A 21,667-nucleotide genomic window follows, 5' to 3' on the forward strand; every position below is an offset into this window, starting at 1 on the left:
AGAGGCAGCAAGCACGACACCGCCACCAACGGCGATCGGCTTGCCGCACAGCGACGGGTTCAGCAGTTGCTCGACCGAAGCATAGAAAGCGTCGAGATCGGCATGGAGGATCGTGGCGGTCGTGTCCATTCTTGCCTACCGGAAATCCCGCGTCTTCACCTTGATGCGATAGATATGCGCGTAGGAATCTGATCCTGAGTCGGAGACTATGCCGATCAGCTGCCTAAGCCACGGGACTTTCGATAAAACCGCCGCCGCGGCTCGGCATAGTCACGGTGTTCGGCGTCGCGAATGTCTCAGTTTGGTCGCGGGGAACGAAGCGGAAAGACGCTCTGTGGGAACAAAGAGCGGAAGCTGTCATTATCGAACAAGGTCAAAACGGAGGCTGTTGTGATCCACCATGTTTCGCTAGGGAGGAATGATGTGGGGCGCTCGAAGCGTTTCTACGATGCCGTTTTGCTCGATGGGAGTGTCTGCCGCTTCCTCGGCGGTGATGAGAAAACCTAAGGGGAAATCTCGTGCCAATTCCAGCCGCAGCGATTGCCACGCTTCCGCCTCTGCTGACGTCAAGGTTCGGATACGTGTACGGCACGATCCATCTGTCGCGGCCGCGCAGGAGCAGGCTTCCAGAGAGCCGCTGAACCAGCCTCGAGCAAGCGTGGATTATTGATCCAATAGACGACGATGCCCCGGGCGCTGCGATGTGTCACTGCCGCGGCCGCTCGATCATCGCTACAGCTACAACGGCTCCCGAAACAGCGAGCGCTACGTCGTTATATTCCCGCCGGATCACCGGCTTGCCGACGTCAACGCAATTCGCCTGATAGATCTCTCTGAAGAATCCTATGTCGATCGTCTGTCCTGCGAAATGCGGGATATGGTCATGAGCGTCTGCCGGGAAAAGAACGTTAGCCTTTATGCCCGCTTCCGCTCCGAGCGCGAGGATCTCCGCCGACGTGGTGTTTCCCGAACCGGAACGGACTCTGAGCGGCCGTTCCTGAGACGGAATGGTATCTCGGAGCGGACGTTCACCGAGACTGGAAACAAGACCCCCCTGCGGCCGCAAACCGCATCGGCCGGAAATCTGGCCCAGACGTGCATTCAGGAGACTGATCCCAGCGTGCGTGCTGCCTCCGACCGAACCAAACCGTTCCCTTGGAGCCGATTGCGGCTGTCCCGTTGGCGTTGCGGATGGTTAGACGACCACCCCAAACGGCTTAGTCGACTGCCCAGCGAACCAGGCGTATTATTCTTATGCGGCATCTGCCGTACCGTGCCGCTAAATTTGTGGGAGGACATCATGGTTCGACTGCTGACTGCGACTTTCGCGGTGCTTTCCCTTTGCCTCGTCGCGTGGTCCCCAGCCAAGGCGGACCCGGTTGAGGATCAGGTGAAGGCCAACTACGTGGCCTGGGACGCTGCGTTCAACAAAGCAGACGCAAAGGCGGTTGCGGCGTTCTACACCGACAACGCGATTTTCTTGCCCGCCACACATGACGTCATCAAGGGACCGGACGGGGTCGAGAAATTCTTTGGGGGACTCTTCGACATGGGGGTAACAGGCCACAAGCTCGAACTGATCGAGGCACAAGGCGACGGCGACCTGCTGTTTGCCACGGCGAAATGGTCGGCCAATGGCAAAGACGCCAATGGTGCAGATCAGCCGTGGGCCGGGCTGGCAACCCACGTCTTCGAAAAACAGGCAGATAGCAGCCTGAAACTGAGGCTGCATACCTTCAACTGATCAACGGCTTCCGACAGGAGAAACCGCTACTGGGTCGCTGCGCCAGCTCGCGCGGTCATGATCCGCACAGCGCCAAGACCTGCACCCTCGAGGGGTCGCGTACATTGTCTGGCAAGGGAGTTCATGCTGGTGATGGACCTTCCGCCCTTCCTCCATCCAGCGTCAAAGAATGCAGTGCTCCATGCCGGGCTCGCAATTACCTCATTTCAGTTCTAGGATTTGGCCGCTACTTCGCCTTGATTGCTAGGCATCTGGACAATGGAACGCCGATTGGCCGCCATACTGGCTGCGGATGTGGTCGGCTACAGCCGTCTCATCGAGACGGATGAGACGGCGACATTCGAACGGCTGCGGGCGCACCGCAAGGAGTTGTTCGAGCCGGAAATCGAGAAACACCACGGCCGCATCTTCAAGCTGATGGGCGACGGCATCTTGGCCGAATTCTCCAGCGTAGTTGACGCCGTCGAATGCGCGGTCGTTCTCCAGCACGGCATGGCCGAACGCAACGACGGCGTGGCTGACGACCAACGCATCTACATTCGCATAGGCATCAATCTCGGCGACGTTATCGTAGAGGGAGAGGACCGTCACGGCGAGGGCGTGGTGATCGCGGCCAGGCTGCAGCAGCTAGCCGAACCAGGCGGCGTCGCACTCTCAAGAACAGTTGTCGAGGACGTCAAGCACAAGCTGGCGTTCGGTTTCGAATCGGTGGGCGAGCACCGAGTGAAAAACATCGCCGAGCCGATTTCCGTCTATCGCGTCGCCCTCGATGCGAGCGCCTCCAGTCCTCATATGGGATCGAAACGCCACCGCGCCAAGCTCAGGCCATGGCGGGCGGTCGCAGCGGCCCTGTTCTTGGCCCTCGCGGCAACTGCTGGCTGGTACGGCTATGAAAAACTTCGACCCGAGCAACCGGCAGTCGCTTCGACTCCCGATTCTACTATCGGCGTTCCCATCATCGTGGTGCTGCCGTTCCAGAACCTCACTGGCGATCCTGCGCATGACAAATTGGGCATCGGCATAACCGAGGATTTGCGCGACCTCCTATGGAATTTCCCCGAGTTCCAGGTCGTATCCGGTACGTCGAGCGTCGGTCAAACCAACGACCCCGCCGATATCCGGGACATTGCGCGCGGCTTTGCCGCCCAGTTCGTCATCGAGGGCACGGTGCGGCGCGGCGGCAACGGAACAGTGATAACAGCGCAGCTAATCGACGGAATGGCTGACACACACCTTTGGTCGACACGCTTCGAACAGGCGAGCAATGATCCCACAGTGCTCGAGAAAGCAGCGGCGGACACGTTATCCAACTCACTCGGCGGCATGACCGGAAGGATGCGGGAAGCATATGAACGCATCGCCTGGAGCAAGCCGGAGGCCGAGCTCACCGAGTACGACTACTACGTGCGCGGACATACCCACCACCTGCGCTTCACCAACGAGGAGTTGAATCAGGCCCGTGAAATCTATGTTGCAGGCTTGGAGCGCTTTCCTGATTCACCCTTGCTTCGCATCAAAATTGCGTTCGTGCACTATTCCAACATCTACCGCGTCCCGAGGCAGGAGGTCGCCTACAGCGTGGTGGAGATGCAAAGGCTCGCTGCGGATTCCGCGCGCTTTTTCAGGGCCGGTCGGCGATCCCGCTTCGAGGAATACTACTTCCACTGGATATCCACCTTCACGCATCAAGCCGTCGGTGATTTCGCCGCATGCATCGCAAAGGCCAGGGCGGCGGTGAAACTGACACCCTACGATCCCTGGGTACGCGGCACGCTCGTACCCGCGATGGCCGAGTGCGGGAACCCTGAGGAGGCCGTCGCGTGGGCCAAGGAAGCGATCCGCCGCGAACCAGACGGACCGTCCTTCTGGCCGGAGTTCTATTTCAATGGATTGGCCTGGGCCTCCTACCTGGCGGGGCACTACGACGAATGCGTGGAGATCATCCAAGGAATGGACGATGGTCCCGCTCAGGTTCTCGCCGCCTGTTACGCCCGCCTGGGGCAGCCGCAGCAGGCCCGAGACACGCTAGCGGCGTTCCTGAGGGAACGCCCAGACTGGGTCGCAAGCGAATATATCCGTTTGCCGCTTTCAGATGACCTGCGGCGGCGCTGGTTGGACGACATCCGCGCCGCTGGCGGGTTGGACAAATAGGCCATGGGAGTTGGGGAGAAGAAGAGGCTGACTGACGGTCAGTTGGCACTGTGTAGTATCTGGCGGGCTGCTATCGCTGACGTTGTGCTACATTGAACCATAGCAGGCAGCGCGTGTTCGACGGCCCATTGAACGGCCGATCTTATGGCCGGAACGACAACTCGCGACCCCCTTCCGGAAGTTCGTTCGCCCCGGCCGAATTCACGCGAATGACCCTTCAAGACATATAGTCGATCTGATTCCGGTGGAAACGAAGGTCACGATTCCGGACGTTGACACCGCGATGGGCATTTTTTCCTGAAGTCGTCCTTTGCAAAGGGATCGTCTGTGGGAAAACGCGAGTGGGCGGCCGCAGAACCCAGCGCAACCCCCGTATCTGACACGGGAGCTTCACGGTGCCACATCACCTCGACCGCAGCAACTCTTGTGCGATATGCCAGGCTTGTTCGACATGACGTCGGGCCGCCGCCTCGGCCTGGTCGGGATTGCGGGACCTGATCGCATTCATGATGGCGGTCATCTCGGCGATCGCCGGTTCGCGGCGGTCCGTCGAAGCGATGGTCATCGACCGCAATTGATTGATGCGAACATTCAACCCTTGCACGACCTCCCAGGCGATGCGCTTGCCGGCCGCATCAAAAAGCTGCTCATAAAACGCTGTCGTTGCCCGCATCACCTTGGTCGGCTCGCTCGATGCCCAGGCCTTGAGCAGCCCTTCGAAGGCGCGATCGAGAGCAGCGATCTGGCGGTCCGTCGCCGATTGGGCGCAGGCGCGCGCCGCAATCCCTTCGAGCAGCGCGCGCAGTTCATAGATCTCGTCGGTGCGGTTCAGATCCGGCCGCGCAACAGCTGGGCCATGCCCCGGGATTATCTCGACGAGGCCCTCGGCCTCCAATTGTCGCAGGACCTCGCGGACGACGGACCGGCTCACCCCCAGCTGGTCGCACAGCGGCCGTTCGACCAGTCTTTCGCCGGGTTGAAAACGAAAGTCCATGATCGCTTCGCGCATGCGCTCGAGCGCCAGCGTCCGCAGCGTCTTGGTCGAGCGTTCGATCCGAAGGGTTTCGTCCATCGTTGGGGGAAGCCTTTCTGCAGCGGCCAAGGAAATCAGATTCGGTAGTCCATTGACAAGACATTTGGTAGGCGATAGTATGGTATACCATCAGATGGAATACAAGGCGGGACACTGCCTGACCGATCGAGGATCACTCCATGAAGCCCGCCGTTCGAAAGATCGTCACCTATGTCGAGAACACGCTGATGGAAGGCGGCAAGGCAGCGCCCAGGCCGCTGCGCCTGATCGGCGTTGCGGCCGTGCTCGACAATCCGTGGGCGGGGCGCGGCTTCACCGACGATCTGTCGCCGGAAATCCGCGCCTATGCCCCGGTGCTCGGCGAAACGCTGACACGGGAAATTCTCGCCGTCGCCGGTTCAGGCGAGGCGATTGAGGGTTACGGCAAGGCGGCGATCTGCGGGACGGCGGGTGAAATCGAGCATGCGTCGGCTCTGATCCACACGCTGCATTTCGGCAATCACTATCGCCGTGCAGTCGGCGCCAAGACCTATCTCGCCTTCACCAATCTGCGTGGCGGACCGAACACCCCGATCATGATTCCGCTGATGGACAAGAATGACGAAGGCCGCCGTTCGCATTACCTGACCGTGCATTTTCAGATCGGCGATGCGCCGGGTCCTGACGAACTGGTCGTGGCGCTGGGCGCATCGATCGGCGGTCGCCCGCACCACCGCATCGGCGACCGCTATCAGGATCTCAAAGAGGTTGGAAACCTTCATGGCTGAGCGGCTCACCATGCCGGCCCGTATACACGGCGGGTCCGCCGGGACGACCAGCTATATCCGCTCTGGAGCCGGCGAGCCGCTGCTGCTGATCCATGGGGTCGGCATGAATGCGACGATCTGGCAGCCTCAGATCGAGCTTCTGAAAAGCCGCTATGACGTGATCGCCATCGACATGCTTGGCCATGGCGAATCCCGGCTGCCGCCGGAAAGTCCGGTTCTTTCCGACTACGCCAGCCAGGTGATCGAGCTCATCGATCATCTCGGTCTGGAAAAGGTGTCGATCGTCGGCCATTCGATGGGCGCGCTGGTTGCCCAGGAAGTGGCGCTGAGCGCGGCCGAGCGCGTCCGGCGGATCGTTTCGCTCAACGCCGTGTTCCGGCGGCCTCCGTCGCTCGCCCGGGCCGTGCGCGAGCGTGCGGCAGGCCTGAACGGTCATGGTGATGCGTCCGGCGTCGCCGCGACGATCGCGCGCTGGTTCGGCGATCCGGTGCCGGCTGAATTGGCTGAAGCCGCGGCGAAGGCTCGCGACGCGCTGGAGCGCGTCGATCCCGAAGGCTACGCGCGCACCTATCGGCTTTTCGCCCATGCCGACGCGGAACATGCCGACCGCTTGCCGCAATTGGCGATGCCGGCTCTGTTCATGACCGGATCTGAGGACAAGAACTCATCCCCGGCAATGTCGGCGGCGATGGCGCGCCTGGCGCCGCTTGGCCGCTGCATCGTGCTGGACGGCGAAAAGCATATGATGGCCCTCGCGTCACCCGCGAAAGTGACGGAGCATATCGCTGCCTTTCTCGAAGGCGAGGGGGCGAAGACATCAGAAAAAATGGGAATGGATGTCTACTTCGACGCGGCCGAGTTCCGGCGGGCGCTTGGATCCTTCCTGACCGGCGTCACCATAGTCACCACCGTCGGACCCGACGGCGAACCCAGGGGGTTCACGGCCAACTCGTTCACGTCGGTGTCGCTCGATCCGCCGCTGATCCTGGTCTGCATCGCCAGGAAGGCGCATGGACATCCCGTGTTTGCCGCTGCGAAGGGCTTTGCCGTCAACATCCTGAGCGAGAGCCAGAAGGCCGCATCCGGCGTTTTTGCATCGAAGGCAGCGGACAAGTTCGCTGCGGTCGAATGGCGCCCAGGTTCGACGGGCTCTCCTGTGATCGACCGCTCTGTCGCCGCTTTCGATTGCGACATGGAACAACTGGTCGACGCCGGCGATCATTCGATCCTCATCGGCCGCGTCCGCAATTTTTCCCACAATGGATCGCAGCCGCTCGGCTATTGCCGCGGCGCCTATGTCAATCTCGGTCTCAGTCAGGAGGCGCTTGCAACAGCGCCACCGAACATGGAGGTCGGCGCCATCCTCGAACAAAATGGCCGTGTGCTGTTCTTCGAAACGGCGGACGGGTGCTACGAATTGCCTGCCGGGACCGGGCTCGGCACGGCAAGCGAGGCTGGAAGCCTCAAAGCACTTTTTGCCGCCAAGGCAATCGATGCCCATTTGGGCTTTCTCTTCGCGGTCTGGGACGACACTGCGAAGCCGTCGCGCACTCATGTCTACTACCGTGGCACTCTCGATGCGTCACTGCCCGGCGACCGACAGGCCCGTCTCGTGGATATCGAGCGTATCGCTGAATTGAACATCGCCGACCCGGCGGTGCGCACCATGCTTGCCCGCTATGCTCGCGAACGCACCGAGGATGCCTTTGGCGTCTACGTCGGCAGCGATCTCGAAGGCGAAGTGCAGCCACTTGCAAAGCCGGTGTCCATCGCCGTCCCTTTTTCCGGTGTCAGGTAAAAAGAATGAAATTCTCGCTTTTCGTGCACATGGAACGCGCCGATCCGACGAAGCCGCATGTCGAGCTGCTGACGGAGCTCGAGGAACTCGTGCTGATGGCGGAGCAGGCAGGCTTCGAGACAGCCTGGATCGGCGAACATCACGGGATGGAATTCACCATCTCGCCCAACCCGTTCATCAGCATCGCCTATCTCGGCGCGAGGACGCATCGTATCCGCCTCGGCACCGGCACCATCGTCGCTCCGTTCTGGCACCCGATCAAGCTCGCCGGCGAGGCGGCGATGGCCGATATCGCCACCGGCGGCCGGCTCGATATCGGCATTGCCCGCGGCGCCTACAGCTACGAATACCAGCGGCTTTCCCCCGGGCTCGACGCCTGGGGCGCGGGCCAGCGCATGCGCGAAATGATCCCGGCGATCCGGGGCCTGTGGGACGGCGATTTCGAACTTTCCGGAGAGTTCTGGTCGTTCCCTTCGACCACCTCATCTCCCAAGCCGCTGCAGACGCCTTATCCGCCGATCTGGGTGGCCGCCCGCGACCCCAATTCGCACGACTTTGCCGTAGCCAGCGGATGCAATGTTCAGGTGACGCCGCTTGCCTCGGGCGATGGCGAGGTCACGAGCCTGATGGAGCGCTTCAACGCGGCTTGCGAGGCCCATCCCGAGATAGACCGGCCCGAAATCATGCTCCTGATGCACACTTTCGTCGCGGAAGATGCCGCCGAGACCGAGCGGCTGACCAATGATCTGTCGAATTTCTACTGCCAGTTCGGCGCGTGGTTCCAGAACAAGAAGCCTGTGCATCAGGGCATTCTGGAGCCGCTGACAGCCGACGAAATCGCGGCCATGCCGCAATATGCGCCGGACAAGATCAGGCGGAATCTGGTCATCGGCGAACCTGACGAGGTGATCGCCCGCCTGAAAGGCTACGAGGCGCTCGGCTACGACCAGTATTCGATCTGGATCGACAGCGGGCTCTCGAATGAACGCAAGAAGAAGTCGCTCCAGCTCTTCATCGACAGGGTGATGCCGGCTTTCCGGTGACCGCAGGCGAGATCGTGATGACCAAAGCTGCATTCAAAAACTATATAGACGGCCGGTTCGGCGAGCCGGCCGCGACTTTCGACAGCGTCGATCCGTCGACGGGCGCGGCCTGGGCGACAATGCCGGCGGCGACGGAAGCCGATGTCGACCGCGCCGTCGAAGCGGCTCACCGGTCGCTGCGCTCCGGGCCTTGGGCTTCGATGACAGCGACCGCCCGTGGCAAACTTTTGGTGCGCCTGGGTGATCTGGTCGTGGCCAATGCCGATCGCCTGGCCGAACTGGAAACCCGCGACACCGGCAAGATCATTCGGGAGACGCGGGCGCAGATCGCCTATGTCGGCGACTACTACCGTTACTATGGCGGGCTCGCCGACAAGCATGAGGGCGCATACGTCCCGATCGACAAGGTGGATATGGAGGTAACGATACGGCCGGAGCCGATCGGCGTCGTCGCAGCCGTCGTGCCGTGGAACTCGCAGCTTTTTCTGTCGGCAGTGAAACTGGGTCCGGCGTTGGCCGCCGGTTGCACGGTCGTTCTGAAGGCGTCGGAGGACGGGCCCGCGCCGTTGCTGGCATTCGCCGAACTGGTCCACGAAGCGGGGTTTCCCGCCGGGGCGGTGAATATCCTGACGGGGTTCGGACATGATTGCGGGCGGCGTCTCACCAGCCATCCACTGGTCTCGCGCGTCGCCTTCACCGGCGGTCCGTCGACCGCGCGTGAAATCGTCAGGAACACCGCCGAAAACCTCGCCTATACGACGCTCGAGCTCGGCGGCAAGAGCCCAGTGGTGGTCTTCGCCGACGCCGACCTGGACAGTGCAGTGAATGCTGTGGTGGCCGGTATATTCGCCGCCACCGGCCAAAGCTGCGTCGCCGGCTCGCGCCTCCTGGTCGAGCGCCCGGTGAAAGAGGAATTTATCGGTCAATTGAAGCGCAAGGCCGAATCCATCAAGATCGGCGATCCGCAGGATCCGGCCACCGAGATGGGTCCGCTCGCCACATCGAAGCAGCGTGATTGGATCGAAAAGATCGTCGCCGAGAGCCTGGCGAAAGGCGGCCGGCTCGTCACCGGCGGGACCAGGCCCGAGGGCCTAGCAGGCGGCTTCTACTATACGCCGACAATCATCGAAGCCGCTGCCCCAGACCTCCCTTGCGTGCGTGAAGAGCTTTTCGGCCCTGTGCTGAGCGTCCTGCCGTTCGACAGCGAGGCGGAAGCGCTGGCGCTCGCCAATGACACACCGTTCGGACTCGCGTCCGGCGTGTTCACCAGCAATCTCGGCAAGGCGCACCGGATGGCGCGCAGCATTCACGCTGGCGTGGTCTGGATCAACACCTACAGGGCCGTCTCGCCGCTGGTTCCATTCGGCGGCTATGGCCTGTCAGGGCTCGGCCGTGAGGGAGGGCTGGACGCGATCCGCGACTACACACGGTCGAAATCCGTCTGGATACGAACCTCGGATGAGCCGATTCCCGACCCCTTCGTCATGCGGTGAAGAAAGATCCGGCACTGACGCCCAATCTGAGGGCAGGGGGCAGGGACAGTCAAAGCGACAGCGAACTGAAACCAAAACAAACAAAGAGGAGAACGACATGAAACTGATATTTGCCGGCATCATGGCCGGACTTTTGACCACCACAGCCGCACAGGCTGAGGAAATAGTTTTCACGAGCTGGGGCGGGACCACCCAGGAAGCGCAGACCAAATCCTGGGCGGAACCGTTCACAGTCGAATCCGGGATCAAGGTGCTGCAGGATGGCCCGACCGACTACGGCAAGCTCAAGGCCATGGTCGACAGCGGCAATGTCAGCTGGGATGTCGTCGATGTCGAGATGGATTTCGCCATCAAGGCTGCGAAGGACGGCCTGCTCGAGCCGATCGATTTCAATGTTGTGCCGAAGGCCGATCTCGATCCGCGTTTCACCACCGAACATGCGGTCGGCAGCTTCTACTATTCATTCGTGCTTGCCTGGAACAAGGGCGCTGTGTCGGGCGAGCCGGCCGGATGGGCCGACATGTTCGATCTGGCGAAATTCCCCGGCAAGCGGACCTTTTACAAATGGTCGGCACCCGGCGTAATCGAGATCGCGCTGCTGGCCGACGGCGTGCCGGCCGACAAGCTCTATCCGCTCGACCTCGACCGCGCCTTCAACAAGCTCGACACCATCAAGCCGGAAATCGTCTGGTGGAGCGGCGGGGCTCAGTCGCAGCAGTTGATCGCGTCCGGTGAGGCAACATTTGGCCAGCTCTGGAACGGCCGAGTCTTCGCGCTTCAGGAAGAAGGGGCCGATGTCGGCGTGTCGTGGAACCAGAACATGACGGCGGCCGACGTGCTGGTCGTCCCCAAAGGCGCGAAGAACAAGGACCTGGCGATGAAGTTCCTTGCCGCCGCAACCAGTCCGAAAGGCCAGGCGTCGTTCGCCGAGGCCAGCGGCTATGCGCCTATCAATACCGCGGCCAAGGCCGAAATGCCGGAAGATGTCGTCGAGTCACTGCCTGACGCCTATGTCGAGGGGCAGATCAATCTCGACATGAACTACTGGGCCGAGAACCGCGACGCCATCGCCGAGCGCTGGTACGCCTGGCAGGCGCAATAGCGCCGGCCATGTCAACTGAAGTGGACGGGGCGGCGCGGCCGCCTCGTCACCCAGCCAGGATTGCCGCCATGTCGGTCGATGCACGCCAGAGTTTTGCAACGTTGCGAATGCCCTCCGGCTTCGGCGGCCTGCTGCCCGCCTTGGTCCTGATCACTCTGTTTTTCCTCGTGCCTGTCGTTGCATTGCTGCTGCGCAGCGTGACCGAGCCGGAACCTGGTCTTCAGAACTATGCCGCCTTGTTCGGCGACGGCACCTATGCCCGGGTGTTCTTCAACACCTTCCTCGTCGCTTCGGTCGTTACAGCCGTCACAGTCGTCGTCGCGTTTCCGGTCGCCTGGATGCTGGCGATCATGCCTCCCGTCCTTGGCTCGATCGTCTTCGGCGTCATCATTCTGTCGATGTGGACCAATCTGCTCACCCGCACCTATGCCTGGATGGTCCTGCTCCAGCGCACCGGCGTCATCAACCGCACCCTGATCGGCCTCGGCGTTGTCGACGAGCCGCTGCCCCTCATCAACAATCTGACGGGCGTCACTATCGGCATGGTCTACATCATGCTGCCGTTCATGATCCTGCCGCTGGTCGGAACCTTGCGCGCCATCGATCCGATGACGCTGCGCGCGGCAGCCCTTTGCGGCGCCAGTCCCATCGCCGCGTTTCGCCGCATTCTCCTGCCGCTGTCGCTCCCCGGTATCGCCGCCGGCGGGCTGATGGTTTTCGTCATGTCGCTCGGCTATTTCGTTACCCCGGCGCTTCTCGGCGGCACATCCAACATGATGCTGGCCGAAATGATCGCACAGATGATCCAGTCGCTGCTCAATTGGGGGCTCGGCAGCGCTGCTGCCTTCATCCTGCTTGCCGTGACGATGGCGCTCTACGCGCTGCAACTGCGCCTTGTCGGCGCCAAGCGCCTGGCGGGAGGTGTCTGACGTGCTGCTCGATTACGATCGTATGGGCTGGCTGCGCGTGGTGCTTCTCGGGTTCACCGGGCTGGTTGCCGCCTTTCTGCTGTTGCCGGTGGTCTTCATCGTGCTCCTGTCCTTCGGTTCTTCGCGCTGGCTCGCATTCCCGCCGCCCGGCTGGACCCTGAAATGGTACGAGGAGCTTCTGGCCGATCCGGCTTGGCTCGACGCGGCGTTGACCAGCATGCGCATCGCCGCGATGGCCGCGGTGCTTGCGGTCGCTATCGGCCTCTTTGCCTCTTTCGCGCTGGTCAGGGGAGAGTTTCGCGGACGCGACGTGCTGCGCGGACTGCTGCTGACGCCGATGATCCTGCCCGTCGTGGTCTTCGCGGTCGCCATCTACGCCTTCTTCCTTCGGCTCGGGCTGGGCGGCACGACGATCGGCTTCGTCATTGCCCACACGGTGCTGGCGCTGCCCTTCGCCATCATTCCGATCGCGACGGCGCTGGAAGGCTTCGACAAGACCATTGAGGATGCGGCGATCGTCTGCGGCGCAAGCCCGCTCGAGGCGAAGCTCCGGGTCACACTTCCGTCGATCAAGATCGGGATTTTTTCGGCGGCGATCTTCGCCTTTCTCGCCTCGTGGGACGAGGTCGTGGTCGCCATCTTCATGGCGAGCCCGACATTGCAAACTTTGCCTGTCAAGATCTGGGGCAGTTTACGCCAGGATTTGAGCCCCGTGATCGCCGCCGCGTCGAGCCTTCTCGTCCTTCTGACCTTGTTCCTCATGATCGTAACGGCGTTCATTCGCCGGAGGTTCTCGAAATGACCCAGCCCTTTCTCTCCATCCGCAACATAAGGAAGACGTTCGGAGCCGTCGTTGCCGTTCACGATGTCACCGTCGATATTCCGAAAGGCGAGTTTCTCACCTTCCTCGGCCCGTCGGGGTCCGGTAAGTCGACCACGCTCTACGCGATTGCCGGCTTTCAGGACCCAAGCTCCGGCGACGTCCTTCTGCAGGGCAGCTCGCTTCTCTCGGTGCCCTCGCACAAGCGCAATATCGGCATGGTGTTCCAGCGCTACACGCTGTTTCCCCATCTTACCGTTGCCGAGAACGTCGCGTTTCCGCTTCGCGTCCGACGCCGCCCGGACAAGGAGGTGAAGCGGAAAGTCGATGATATGCTGGCGCTGGTGCGGCTCGAAGGCTTCGCCGACAGACGTCCAGGCGCGCTGTCCGGCGGTCAGCAGCAGCGGGTCGCCCTGGCCCGGGCATTGGCCTACGATCCGCCGATTCTTCTGATGGATGAGCCGCTTTCGGCCCTCGACAAGAAGCTTCGGGAAGAGATCCAGGCCGAAATCCGGCGCATCCACCGCGAAACCGGCGTGACGATCCTCTACGTCACGCACGATCAGGAGGAGGCTCTGCACCTTTCCGACCGCATAGCCCTCTTCAAGGAGGGGCGCATCGAACAGATCGGCAGCGGCGAGGATCTTTACCTGCGCCCGGCAACCGACTTTGTCGCCGGCTTCATCGGCAATTCGAATTTCCTGCCGGCCGAATGTCTCGAAACTGCCCACGGTTCGGCGACGATCCGTCTGGCGGATGGTTCGGTCGTTTCAGGCGTAAAGGCCAACCACAGTCTGAGCCGCGGTCAAAAAGCGAGGCTGATGGTGCGGCCGGAAGCCTTTCGCCTTACGCCAGGCGCATCATGCGCCGAGCTCGCGGTCGAGTTCATCGATACCGCCTTCTTTGGCGAGCGGCGGCGGGTCGTGGCGCGGACCGCCGCCGGCCAGGAGATCGACATCAGGCCGACATCCGACGCTGCCGACGGGCATGGAGGCATCGCCTCGCGCAGCCGGCAGGTTTTCTTCGATCCCGCTGCTGCATTCCTGTTCCCGGCCTGATTGAGCAGCCAGAAAGTCGCCGCCGATGAATCCTCTGCCGCTGGCCGATGTGGTCTTGCTCCGAAACCAGTGTCTCGTTGACGGACATTTTATCGGCACGCCGTCCGACCCGGTGAAGAACCCGGCCGATGGAGCGTTCATCGCCAATGTGCCCCGGTTCGGTGCAGAGGAAGCCACCGCATCGGTTGAGGCTGCCAAGCGTGCCTTTTGCGCCTGGGCGGCATGCACCGCGAAGGAGCGGAGCCAGATCCTCCGGCGCTGGTTCGACCTGATGACAGAGCATCATCACGACTTGGCATCCATCCTGACAGCCGAGCAGGGCAAGCCGCTGGACGAAGCTCTTGGCGAAATCGACTATGCGGCGGCTTACGTCGAATTCTATGCCGAGGAGGCCAAGCGGGTCGCCGGCGAGATACTGCCCAGCCATCGCAGCGACGCCAGGATCCTGGTCATGCGGCAGCCGGCTGGCGTCGTCGCGGCGATTACGCCCTGGAATTTCCCGGCCGCGATGATCACTCGCAAGATTGCGCCAGCGCTCGCCGCCGGTTGCACGGTCGTGGTAAAACCTGCGCCGGAAACGCCGCTCACGGCGCTGGCGCTCGCGGAACTGGCGCAACGGGCAGGCTTTCCGGCCGGCGTCGTCAACGTCGTTACCGGCGACGCCGTGGCCATCGGCTCGGTGTTGACCTCGCATCCTGCGATACGTGTGGTCAGCTTCACTGGCTCCACCGACGTCGGCAAGCTGTTGATGCGGCAATGCGCTGGAACGGTGAAGAAGGTTGCGCTCGAACTCGGCGGCAACGCTCCCTTCATCGTCTTTGCCGATGCCGATCTCGATGCGGCCGTCGCAGGCGCGATGGTGTCAAAATTCCGCAATATGGGCCAGACCTGCGTCTGCACGAACCGGTTTTATGCCCATGCCGATATCTATCACGCCTTCGTCGAGAAGCTTGCCGAGGCTGTTGGCGGCCTGAAAATCGGAGCAGGTATCGGAGAGGGCGTTACCCAGGGTCCGTTGATCAACGAGACGGCGGTGCAGAAGGTCGAGCGCCACATTGCAGATGCTATCGGGAAAGGCGGTCGCATCGTCATGGGCGGGCGCCGTCACACGCTGGGCCGCACTTTCTTCGAACCGACAATCGTTGCCGATGCGAACGACCGGATGAATCTTGCGCACGAAGAGACGTTCGGCCCACTCGCGCCGATTTTCCGCTTCGACAGCGAAGAAGAGGTGATCGCCAGGGCAAACGACAGCGCGTTCGGTCTCGCTGCGTATTTCTTCACCCGGGACGCCGCGCGAATCTTTCGTGTTGCCGAACGCCTGGAATACGGCATGGTCGGTATCAATTCCGGCGCGATCTCGACCGAACTGGCGCCGTTCGGCGGCATCAAGGAAAGCGGCAACTCGCGCGAAGGGTCACACCATGGCATCGACGAATATGTAGAGAAAAAATACGCTCTCGTCGGCGGTTTGAACTGAGCACGCCGCTGTAGAGGAGAGCTGAAGGTCTGTTCTGGGTGCGAGGAGCGACCCTTTCCTGTGGCGTGAGCGTGGGTCCGGAGATGGCGCAACCTTCTTGTTCGAGAATCGGAAGGATTGACCCTCCTCGGACCTTCACGGAACAAAACTCAAGGACAAGTCCTGCTCCCATTTCAGTCATTTCGAGGCGTCTAACTCCGGCGGATCACTCAAGAAATGCCCGTAAGCGCGCTACGTCCTCGGGTTTTCTCCAATGGAGATCGTGGCCGTGGCCAGGAAGGGAAAACAGCTCCGCGCCAGCTATGCCACCCTTCAGGTGCCCCCGATGCTCGGCGGCCGCAATCATGTCCTCCTCGCCACGCAGGATGAGTGTCGTTGCCGAAATATTCTGCAGCAGCGGAGACGGATCGTAGGGAGTTGCGCGTAGGAGATCGATCGCCAGATCCGCGCCGGCACCGCAGCACTTTCGCGCCGCGCATAGGCAAGGAAGTTCTCGTCGATGGGCAAGGCGCCGGAGCGCAACAACCGCGGTCAAGAATGCAAGAAGAACTGGTGTCCGAAACATCGACTCCTCCCTTTCATTATCGGAATGCGTGGCAGTGGTCACTGCATCAGCCCCGCTTTGCGACGGCCAACGGTGAACTTCTCGGCATCCGAGGGGTGCCTTGGACGGCCAGCGGCCGATACGCTCGACGGGGGAGTACTCGGATTGATCTGCTTGAGCTCGCGCCAGATCTTGCGGGCCTTGTTCGCTTGGCTCAGATGGCTCCAGGGCCGACGAAAGGAACGCGCGCGACAGTCGCGCCCGGGGGCTTCGTTTGCATGCAAATGTTTCAGCTTTGGAAACCAAAAGGCTTTTTGCCGAAATCGTCCTGAAACATCGATGGCACATTGATCCGCCGCCGTATGCGAGGGCCCCTGTGTCGGGGGGTATTCGAGGGAGATTTGCCATGCCGGTATTTGATGAAATCGGACGCTTCGGCGCGGCGCTCAGGAAAACGCGCCGCAACAGCCAGGCGATCCGCCAGAAGAATGCGCTGCTGCCGGAACTGCAGAAGATGAAGCTGCCCGACGACAAGTCTTTCGACCAGGCGGTTGCGGTATATGGACATCGAGCCGATGATGTCTTCAATATCGGCAGCGCCCGCGAGGCCTTGGATTGGCTGCTCTATGAATGGCCGGACGGCGCGATTGACAGCCTCAAGGTGCGCGCGGCGCGGCAGGCTTGCATCGTGGCCCTGGACGGCGGCGATGCGGAAGTTGCTCGCCTGGCGTTCCGCCTGGCCGTTGAGGAAGCGGGAAACCTCATCGGCGATGTCGACAGCGTCCACAAGCGGGCAGCGCTGATCCATCATCCGGAGCCGGTTGAAACAGCCGATAGGACGCATCTTACGCGCGGCTCGTCATTGGATGCGCGGAAATGTGCGCGCGGTGCCGTCTGAGCGCATCGGTCGGCATATCCAAAAAGCAAAATTTGGCGTGCGCAGGAATTCCAGAACAAATCTACCGCGTTCGTTCGAGCAAGCCCAAAACTGAGCGCGTCGTCGGCTGGCCACGCTGACCAAGGTGCATGACCAAACAAGTGATCGCCCCGCGAGGTAATGGTCAGTTCGTTCTCGCAAGCTGGGCCGGATCATTCGACCATGACGATCTCGCGCCGAAGCTGAAGTTTTCGAAATGCGGTGGCAAGAAGATCAGCCTGAGCTTGAGGCTGCCATCAGGCCTGAGCGATTGGGCCAATCCTTTGATCACGTCGAAGGATTGATAGCCCGGCAGATCACCGCGACATCCCGTTCAGCTTCCGCGCTTCTCGTTCCAGCGCGTCACCATCGTTGCCGAAACGCTCAACCAAATCCTTGGTCGTCATAGACCGGTGGTGGTCAAAACAGGGAGAATTGTACGAGTCAAATCAACGCTCATTTAAAGCTCACCAACCTAGTGAGGGTCACCAACAATCAAGGCATCACGGCATCGCGGAATTCGCTGATACCGGGGTGATCTTATTACCGCCGGTGATCAGGCAACCTCGGTCACCACAAGGCATGGATAATAGCCGAGACTAAGGGACTCCAGCATGCATACCTTCTCAAAAGAAAATCTCCAGAGAGGCTTGGATGAATTTCGCAGGATGCTGCGGGAAGCCCGAGCAGAAGAAGATAAATTACGTTCAAAGGCGGAGCTGATCTGCGCGAATATCAACGCTATCAAGGCAATAGCCTACGAGGACGGGCATGAAATGAAATAGGAGCTAACACATGGACACCAAAGAAGCCCTGCAAATCAAGGTCGAGCGCGGCCAGCGCGGCATGATGCAAACCGTCGACACGTTTCGCGTCTCGTGATGGACTCTCCCAGAATGGCAGCACACTCCCTGGGAGGAACTGGTGGACAGGCGGCATGTATTGACCGGGCTATTGGGAGTTGCGGGTCACAACGCAGCACGGCCAAAGGACAGCGCTCGCCGCGGAGACCAGAAGGGCCAAGCGTTGTACAGCATCAGATCAGCCCTCCTGCGGTGTCGCCTGTTTCAAGCCAGTCCTGATGTTGCTGACGCGGCCGGGGCGGGCGATGCCTTTTGTTCATGATCATCAAGGCGGCCGCTTCATTGGCGGGGGAAACCGTCGATCGCGCAATGCTGCTGCGCTTCCGCCGTGGGCTGAACATCACTGCCGCAGCGGTCTCTCAAGCGGGATCGGCGCGTCGGAGGGCCATCGGATTTCTGCGGCCTTGCGACGCAGCGGGCGATCGGGGCAGCCCTGTCGTTCCTGCGCGAACAGCCAAATGTCGACCCTAACCGCATTGTTCTCTACGGGTACAGCCGCGGAGCCATCGCGTCAGCGATGTTCGCAGCGCAGGACGCCAATTTGCGCGCGGGCGGTCTATCGACGCGACGGCCTCGAGCGGGACCAGTCTTGCCGATTCTGATCAACGACCGCTTTGACCATGTACCGCTGCGCCCATCTGTTCTGGTCAGTGGAGACGCTACCCATGTCTACCTTCATGGTAGACGCGATATGAACGATTCACATCTGGATTGACTGATCGTCGGCGGTGGACCCGCGGGTTTGACGACGGCTGCGATTTATCCTGGCAGGTTTCGCCGCCGGGCGCTGTTGATTGATGTCGGCCGCAGCCGCGCGAAATGGTCAGTTTAATACGCAACTATCCGGGCTTTCCCGATCTCATGTCCGGACCGCAATTGCTTAGTGATATGCGCATGCAGGCACAGCGTTTCGGCGCCTGCATTCAAGGCCGGTACGGTTTCGGCCATCGAACGATCGGAAGACGGCTTCGTGGTCTCCGCCAGCGACCGAATGGTCAGGGCGGCCGCCGTACTGATCGCCTCCGGCGTTGCGGACAACCTGCCTGATGTGTCCGGCTTCGGCAAAGAATTGATAACGCGCGGCCGAAGTGCAAAATCCAATGCTGGATTATAGGCGGCTTCGCCTAATGGCGAGCCCCCGCGAATGCCGAACGGGCGTGGTAAGCGATCGAATACGACGCCCAGCGCGGGGTACACCTCCAGATGCTGTTTCTGATATGTTGGCGGTTTCTTTCTGCCATGCCGCAGGCGAGTCCGTCTCAAGCGACCATGAGGTCAGATAGACGAGTATCCCGATACAAAACCAGATCCCCGAAACCAGGCACCAGCGGTCGATGCGACGCCGCAGACGTGCCAAACGCGCTCGACGCGATATGCGTTTGCGCAGTCGACGTTCCTCGATCGCGAGCCGGCGTTGTACGCGTCGCTCTGTCGGTGAAGTGTTCATCCGCCCGCCCCGTCTATAGCCTAGCGGAGGGTAGCAGGACGCAGCTAATGGACCGTTGATGTAGCGCCAATACTTCTAAAAAAATGAGCCTAAACTTGCGGAGTCGCTTGTGCGTTTCCCAAGGGTAAGCCTCGTGCGCTTGTGCGTTTCTTGGTTGCTTCCTGCTTTTTTGGACTCCCTAAGCAGACGCCTACTGCGTAGTTCCTGGCGGGTTCGGGAACCATCCCCTCGATGTCCGTGTTGGGCGGGAAATGGGAGTGAGCCATGATCCGGCTGTTTGTTCTCGCTGTATTGGCTTTTGCTGCATACATCGTCTATCAGGCTGAACGCCGGCAGGTTGCTACGCCTCCTCGGCCAAAACGCCGCAAACCGCGGCCGGCAGCAAAGAGAGCGAAAACCGAAGGCAACAAACCGGCAGCAAGGTCGTAGAAATAGGCCTCGCCTGTGAATAGGCGCTTTTCACACACCCCTTTGGGCGGCGGAACAAATGCGACCGTCCCTCGTTGCGCGTGACGACCTGCTTTCGGAGTCCGGCTCAATGGCCGACGGTCCCAACTTAGATGATGATCTGGCGGATGAGACCAACGGGCTCCGGCGCGAACTTGCCAACCTAAGTGCCTGCAACCGCCTAACAACTATCCCCGGTATCGGCCCCATCACTGCGCTGGCCTTCACAAGCACCATCGATATTCCGCAGCGGTACAGGAACTCGAAGGCTGTTGGACCGATATTGGGGCTGACACCGAAGCTCAATGAGTCGGGAGAAAGCAAGCGTGTTGGATGTAACGCTGTGCGGTGACGCGACGATGCGAACGCTGCTTTATGAAGCCGCCCAAGTGTTGCTGACGCGCGTGACGAAATGGTCGTGGCTAAAAGCCTGGGCGATGAACGTTGCCAAGCGGCGTGGCTTGCGTAAGGCAATCGTAGCACTCGCACGTCCGCACGTCGCCTGGCGGTGATCATGCATCGCATATGGCTGGATGGCACCGAATTCCGCTGGACGCGAGAAGCCTCACCGGCCGCCATCTGACTGGGGACGCCGCAAAGGAGGGAAACAGAGTTCCGCCAACCGGTGGAAACACGTCCTTCGCAGGACAATGGATGAGGTGAGTTCGCTTAGTGCCTTGCGCCGATCGCATCGTGCGGTCAGGACGCGATTCAGATTGGGCCACCTCGTTCTCCTGGTCCGATGCTGGGAAGGCAAAACGCCGATCCCGAAGAGAAGCGAAGGCCCTGCGGAAGACGCCAAAACTCCGGACACATTGAAAGCTCGAAAGCGCTTGACCTCAACACGCCGAATAGAGAAGACACTGACGTTTTCCATGCTGCCCTCCGTGCAGACCTGCACTTCTTTCAGCTCGATTCTCGCCCTGGCGGCTTGCACGCAACCAGCAAAAAAAGCGCCAACGCGGACGAGATGTCGTGGGATTGTTTCTCCCGGAAGTGTCCTCTTGCAATCGACGACGGATTTGCTAAATGTAGTTGCGTGCAACCACAAGGCAGGCAACAGCGGTGAAACACATCAATATCAGGGAAGCCAAAGCCACCCTGACCGCGCTTGTCGACGCGGCCGAGGGCGGCGACCCGATCACCATCACGAGGCACGGCAAGCCTGTGGCAGCTCTCGTTCCGATTTCCGATGCGGACAAGCTGTATCCCGACAAGCCCGATCTGCTCGACTACTTGAGGACTTTCCCGGGGTTCCCGGAAGGCGTTGAACTCGATGAACGCGACCGCACACAGCAGAGCCGCGAGGTCGATCTGTGAGCGGCTACCTCATGGATACAAATGTCGTTTCGCTGTTCGCGCCCGGCAAGCCTACCATGCCTCAAAAGGCCGATGCCTGGTTTACAGCGAATAGGGCTGATCTCTACATCCCTGCTTTCGCCTTTCATGAGTTGAGAAGGGGTATTGCCAAGCACGACCGCCAGGGGGGCCACACGAAGGCGCAAACCCTACTCCAGTGGCTTCACGGCCTGCTGACGACCTACGCCGCCAGTACCGTGCCGTTCGATGCAGCGGTGGCAATGACGGCAGGGGCGATGGAAGACGCCGCCACGGCCGCGGGGAAGCATCCCGGGCTTGCCCACATAATGATTGCGGCGACCGCGAAGACGCACTCTATGACGCTATTGACGGCGAACATGAAGCATTTTCAGCCGCTGGGTATCCAATGCCTCGACCCGATGAAGATCACATGAGAGGGAGGCGACCCGAGAGCCGCCCTTCTTGGCCTCGTCGATCGACGAAGGTTTAATGTTGGCGACACTAAGGGTCGTACCTGCGACCGAGCCGACCGGTGCTCATCAACATAATCCGCAGTCCACCCGGCGCGGCATTCGAGCGACCATCCGCAGCCGAAATCATAGACAACCCAGCTTTCAAGTTCTTTAGGCACCTCCGGAACTTCAGGCGCCGACGAGGCGGCGACATTGATAGCTCCGGTGTTCCGCGACCTGAAACATAGCGGTCGTCAGCG

Annotated in this window: 18 protein-coding genes and 1 pseudogene; 16 read left to right on the forward strand and 3 right to left on the reverse strand. The window is 61.0% G+C overall.

Annotation, left to right across the window (positions count from 1 at the left end; genetic code table 11):
* Positions 1 to 129: Y-family DNA polymerase (locus MAXJ12_RS35825; protein ID WP_008839152.1), on the reverse strand; the 129-nt coding region annotated here is incomplete at its 3' end.
* Positions 130 to 1,300: 1,171 nt separating this feature from the next.
* On the opposite strand from MAXJ12_RS35825, the gene MAXJ12_RS39890 reads away from it, so the two are divergent.
* Together MAXJ12_RS39890 and MAXJ12_RS34645 are read left to right on the forward strand one after the other, a co-directional pair.
* The gene (locus MAXJ12_RS39890) at positions 1,301 to 1,744 is read left to right on the forward strand and encodes a YybH family protein (protein WP_008839154.1); all 444 of its coding nucleotides are present in this window, start codon (positions 1,301 to 1,303) and stop codon (positions 1,742 to 1,744) included.
* Between the two features lie 258 nt (positions 1,745 to 2,002).
* Positions 2,003 to 3,895, forward strand: coding sequence for an adenylate/guanylate cyclase domain-containing protein (locus MAXJ12_RS34645; protein WP_085984088.1), 1,893 nt, complete (start codon positions 2,003 to 2,005; stop codon positions 3,893 to 3,895).
* 403 nt (positions 3,896 to 4,298) lie between these two features.
* Here MAXJ12_RS34645 and MAXJ12_RS26415 read toward each other — a convergent pair whose 3' ends face one another.
* Positions 4,299 to 4,967 carry a GntR family transcriptional regulator gene (locus tag MAXJ12_RS26415; RefSeq protein ID WP_008839156.1) on the reverse strand — a complete coding sequence of 223 codons (669 nt, stop codon included), beginning with the start codon at positions 4,965 to 4,967 and terminating at the stop codon, positions 4,299 to 4,301.
* 140 nt (positions 4,968 to 5,107) lie between these two features.
* On the opposite strand from MAXJ12_RS26415, the gene MAXJ12_RS26420 reads away from it, so the two are divergent.
* The 11 genes from MAXJ12_RS26420 (at position 5,108) to MAXJ12_RS37845 (ending at position 17,663) form a co-directional block, all read left to right on the forward strand.
* On the forward strand, positions 5,108 to 5,695 hold the full coding sequence (locus tag MAXJ12_RS26420; protein WP_008839157.1) for an amino acid synthesis family protein: 588 nt from the start codon (positions 5,108 to 5,110) through the stop codon (positions 5,693 to 5,695).
* Positions 5,688 to 7,493, forward strand: a complete 1,806-nt coding sequence (locus tag MAXJ12_RS26425) for an alpha/beta fold hydrolase (protein ID WP_008839158.1) — start codon at positions 5,688 to 5,690, stop codon at positions 7,491 to 7,493. Before MAXJ12_RS26420 ends, MAXJ12_RS26425 begins: the two co-directional genes overlap by 8 nt.
* Before the next feature lie 5 nt (positions 7,494 to 7,498).
* A complete protein-coding gene (locus tag MAXJ12_RS26430; protein WP_008839159.1) occupies positions 7,499 to 8,536 on the forward strand; it encodes an LLM class flavin-dependent oxidoreductase in 1,038 nt (345 codons plus the stop codon).
* 17 nt (positions 8,537 to 8,553) lie between these two features.
* A complete protein-coding gene (locus MAXJ12_RS26435) occupies positions 8,554 to 10,029 on the forward strand; it encodes an aldehyde dehydrogenase (protein WP_040588205.1) in 1,476 nt (491 codons plus the stop codon).
* Positions 10,030 to 10,126: 97 nt separating this feature from the next.
* Positions 10,127 to 11,131 carry an ABC transporter substrate-binding protein gene (locus tag MAXJ12_RS26440; RefSeq protein WP_008839161.1) on the forward strand — a complete coding sequence of 335 codons (1,005 nt, stop codon included), beginning with the start codon at positions 10,127 to 10,129 and terminating at the stop codon, positions 11,129 to 11,131.
* A 68-nt stretch (positions 11,132 to 11,199) separates the two neighbouring features.
* Positions 11,200 to 12,060 carry an ABC transporter permease gene (locus tag MAXJ12_RS26445; protein ID WP_008839162.1) on the forward strand — a complete coding sequence of 287 codons (861 nt, stop codon included), beginning with the start codon at positions 11,200 to 11,202 and terminating at the stop codon, positions 12,058 to 12,060.
* A 1-nt stretch (position 12,061) separates the two neighbouring features.
* Entirely contained in the window at positions 12,062 to 12,862 is an 801-nt protein-coding gene (locus tag MAXJ12_RS26450) for an ABC transporter permease (RefSeq protein WP_008839163.1), read from the forward strand.
* Positions 12,859 to 13,938 (forward strand): ABC transporter ATP-binding protein, encoded by a 1,080-nt coding sequence (locus MAXJ12_RS26455; protein ID WP_008839164.1) that lies wholly within the window; start codon positions 12,859 to 12,861, stop codon positions 13,936 to 13,938. The genes MAXJ12_RS26450 and MAXJ12_RS26455 overlap by 4 nt, the downstream gene beginning before the upstream one ends.
* Before the next feature lie 25 nt (positions 13,939 to 13,963).
* Positions 13,964 to 15,418: an NAD-dependent succinate-semialdehyde dehydrogenase gene (locus MAXJ12_RS26460; protein WP_008839165.1), complete on the forward strand. Its 1,455-nt coding sequence runs from the start codon at positions 13,964 to 13,966 to the stop codon at positions 15,416 to 15,418.
* A gap of 950 nt (positions 15,419 to 16,368) precedes the next feature.
* Positions 16,369 to 16,860, forward strand: coding sequence for a DUF982 domain-containing protein (locus tag MAXJ12_RS26470; protein WP_008839167.1), 492 nt, complete (start codon positions 16,369 to 16,371; stop codon positions 16,858 to 16,860).
* A 632-nt stretch (positions 16,861 to 17,492) separates the two neighbouring features.
* Positions 17,493 to 17,663 (forward strand): hypothetical protein, encoded by a 171-nt coding sequence (locus tag MAXJ12_RS37845; protein ID WP_008839169.1) that lies wholly within the window; start codon positions 17,493 to 17,495, stop codon positions 17,661 to 17,663.
* 906 nt (positions 17,664 to 18,569) lie between these two features.
* Here MAXJ12_RS37845 and MAXJ12_RS37115 read toward each other — a convergent pair.
* Positions 18,570 to 18,938 carry a hypothetical protein gene (locus tag MAXJ12_RS37115; protein ID WP_139044054.1) on the reverse strand — a complete coding sequence of 123 codons (369 nt, stop codon included), beginning with the start codon at positions 18,936 to 18,938 and terminating at the stop codon, positions 18,570 to 18,572.
* A gap of 869 nt (positions 18,939 to 19,807) precedes the next feature.
* Here MAXJ12_RS37115 and MAXJ12_RS26485 point away from each other — a divergent pair.
* The 3 genes and pseudogenes from MAXJ12_RS26485 to MAXJ12_RS26495 form a co-directional block, all read left to right on the forward strand.
* Positions 19,808 to 20,218: pseudogene (locus MAXJ12_RS26485) on the forward strand (transposase); the annotation flags it as partial.
* A 482-nt stretch (positions 20,219 to 20,700) separates the two neighbouring features.
* Complete coding sequence (locus tag MAXJ12_RS26490) at positions 20,701 to 20,955, forward strand: type II toxin-antitoxin system Phd/YefM family antitoxin (RefSeq protein ID WP_008839172.1); 255 nt, start codon at positions 20,701 to 20,703, stop codon at positions 20,953 to 20,955.
* Positions 20,952 to 21,389 carry a type II toxin-antitoxin system VapC family toxin gene (locus MAXJ12_RS26495; RefSeq protein ID WP_008839173.1) on the forward strand — a complete coding sequence of 146 codons (438 nt, stop codon included), beginning with the start codon at positions 20,952 to 20,954 and terminating at the stop codon, positions 21,387 to 21,389. The genes MAXJ12_RS26490 and MAXJ12_RS26495 overlap by 4 nt, the downstream gene beginning before the upstream one ends.
* The last annotated feature ends 278 nt before the right edge of the window (positions 21,390 to 21,667 follow it).

This window comes from Mesorhizobium alhagi CCNWXJ12-2, assembly GCF_000236565.1.
Lineage (GTDB): Bacteria > Pseudomonadota > Alphaproteobacteria > Rhizobiales > Rhizobiaceae > Allomesorhizobium > Allomesorhizobium alhagi.

Coding starts and splice junctions, on each gene's coding strand:
- MAXJ12_RS39890 (WP_008839154.1), top strand. CDS start 1,301: ATGGTTCGACTGCTGACTGCGACTTTCGCGGTGCTTTCCCTTTGCCTC.
- MAXJ12_RS34645 (WP_085984088.1), top strand. CDS start 2,003: ATGGAACGCCGATTGGCCGCCATACTGGCTGCGGATGTGGTCGGCTAC.
- MAXJ12_RS26415 (WP_008839156.1), bottom strand. CDS start 4,967: ATGGACGAAACCCTTCGGATCGAACGCTCGACCAAGACGCTGCGGACG.
- MAXJ12_RS26420 (WP_008839157.1), top strand. CDS start 5,108: ATGAAGCCCGCCGTTCGAAAGATCGTCACCTATGTCGAGAACACGCTG.
- MAXJ12_RS26425 (WP_008839158.1), top strand. CDS start 5,688: ATGGCTGAGCGGCTCACCATGCCGGCCCGTATACACGGCGGGTCCGCC.
- MAXJ12_RS26430 (WP_008839159.1), top strand. CDS start 7,499: ATGAAATTCTCGCTTTTCGTGCACATGGAACGCGCCGATCCGACGAAG.
- MAXJ12_RS26435 (WP_040588205.1), top strand. CDS start 8,554: ATGACCAAAGCTGCATTCAAAAACTATATAGACGGCCGGTTCGGCGAG.
- MAXJ12_RS26440 (WP_008839161.1), top strand. CDS start 10,127: ATGAAACTGATATTTGCCGGCATCATGGCCGGACTTTTGACCACCACA.
- MAXJ12_RS26445 (WP_008839162.1), top strand. CDS start 11,200: ATGTCGGTCGATGCACGCCAGAGTTTTGCAACGTTGCGAATGCCCTCC.
- MAXJ12_RS26455 (WP_008839164.1), top strand. CDS start 12,859: ATGACCCAGCCCTTTCTCTCCATCCGCAACATAAGGAAGACGTTCGGA.
- MAXJ12_RS26460 (WP_008839165.1), top strand. CDS start 13,964: ATGAATCCTCTGCCGCTGGCCGATGTGGTCTTGCTCCGAAACCAGTGT.
- MAXJ12_RS26470 (WP_008839167.1), top strand. CDS start 16,369: ATGCCGGTATTTGATGAAATCGGACGCTTCGGCGCGGCGCTCAGGAAA.
- MAXJ12_RS37845 (WP_008839169.1), top strand. CDS start 17,493: ATGCATACCTTCTCAAAAGAAAATCTCCAGAGAGGCTTGGATGAATTT.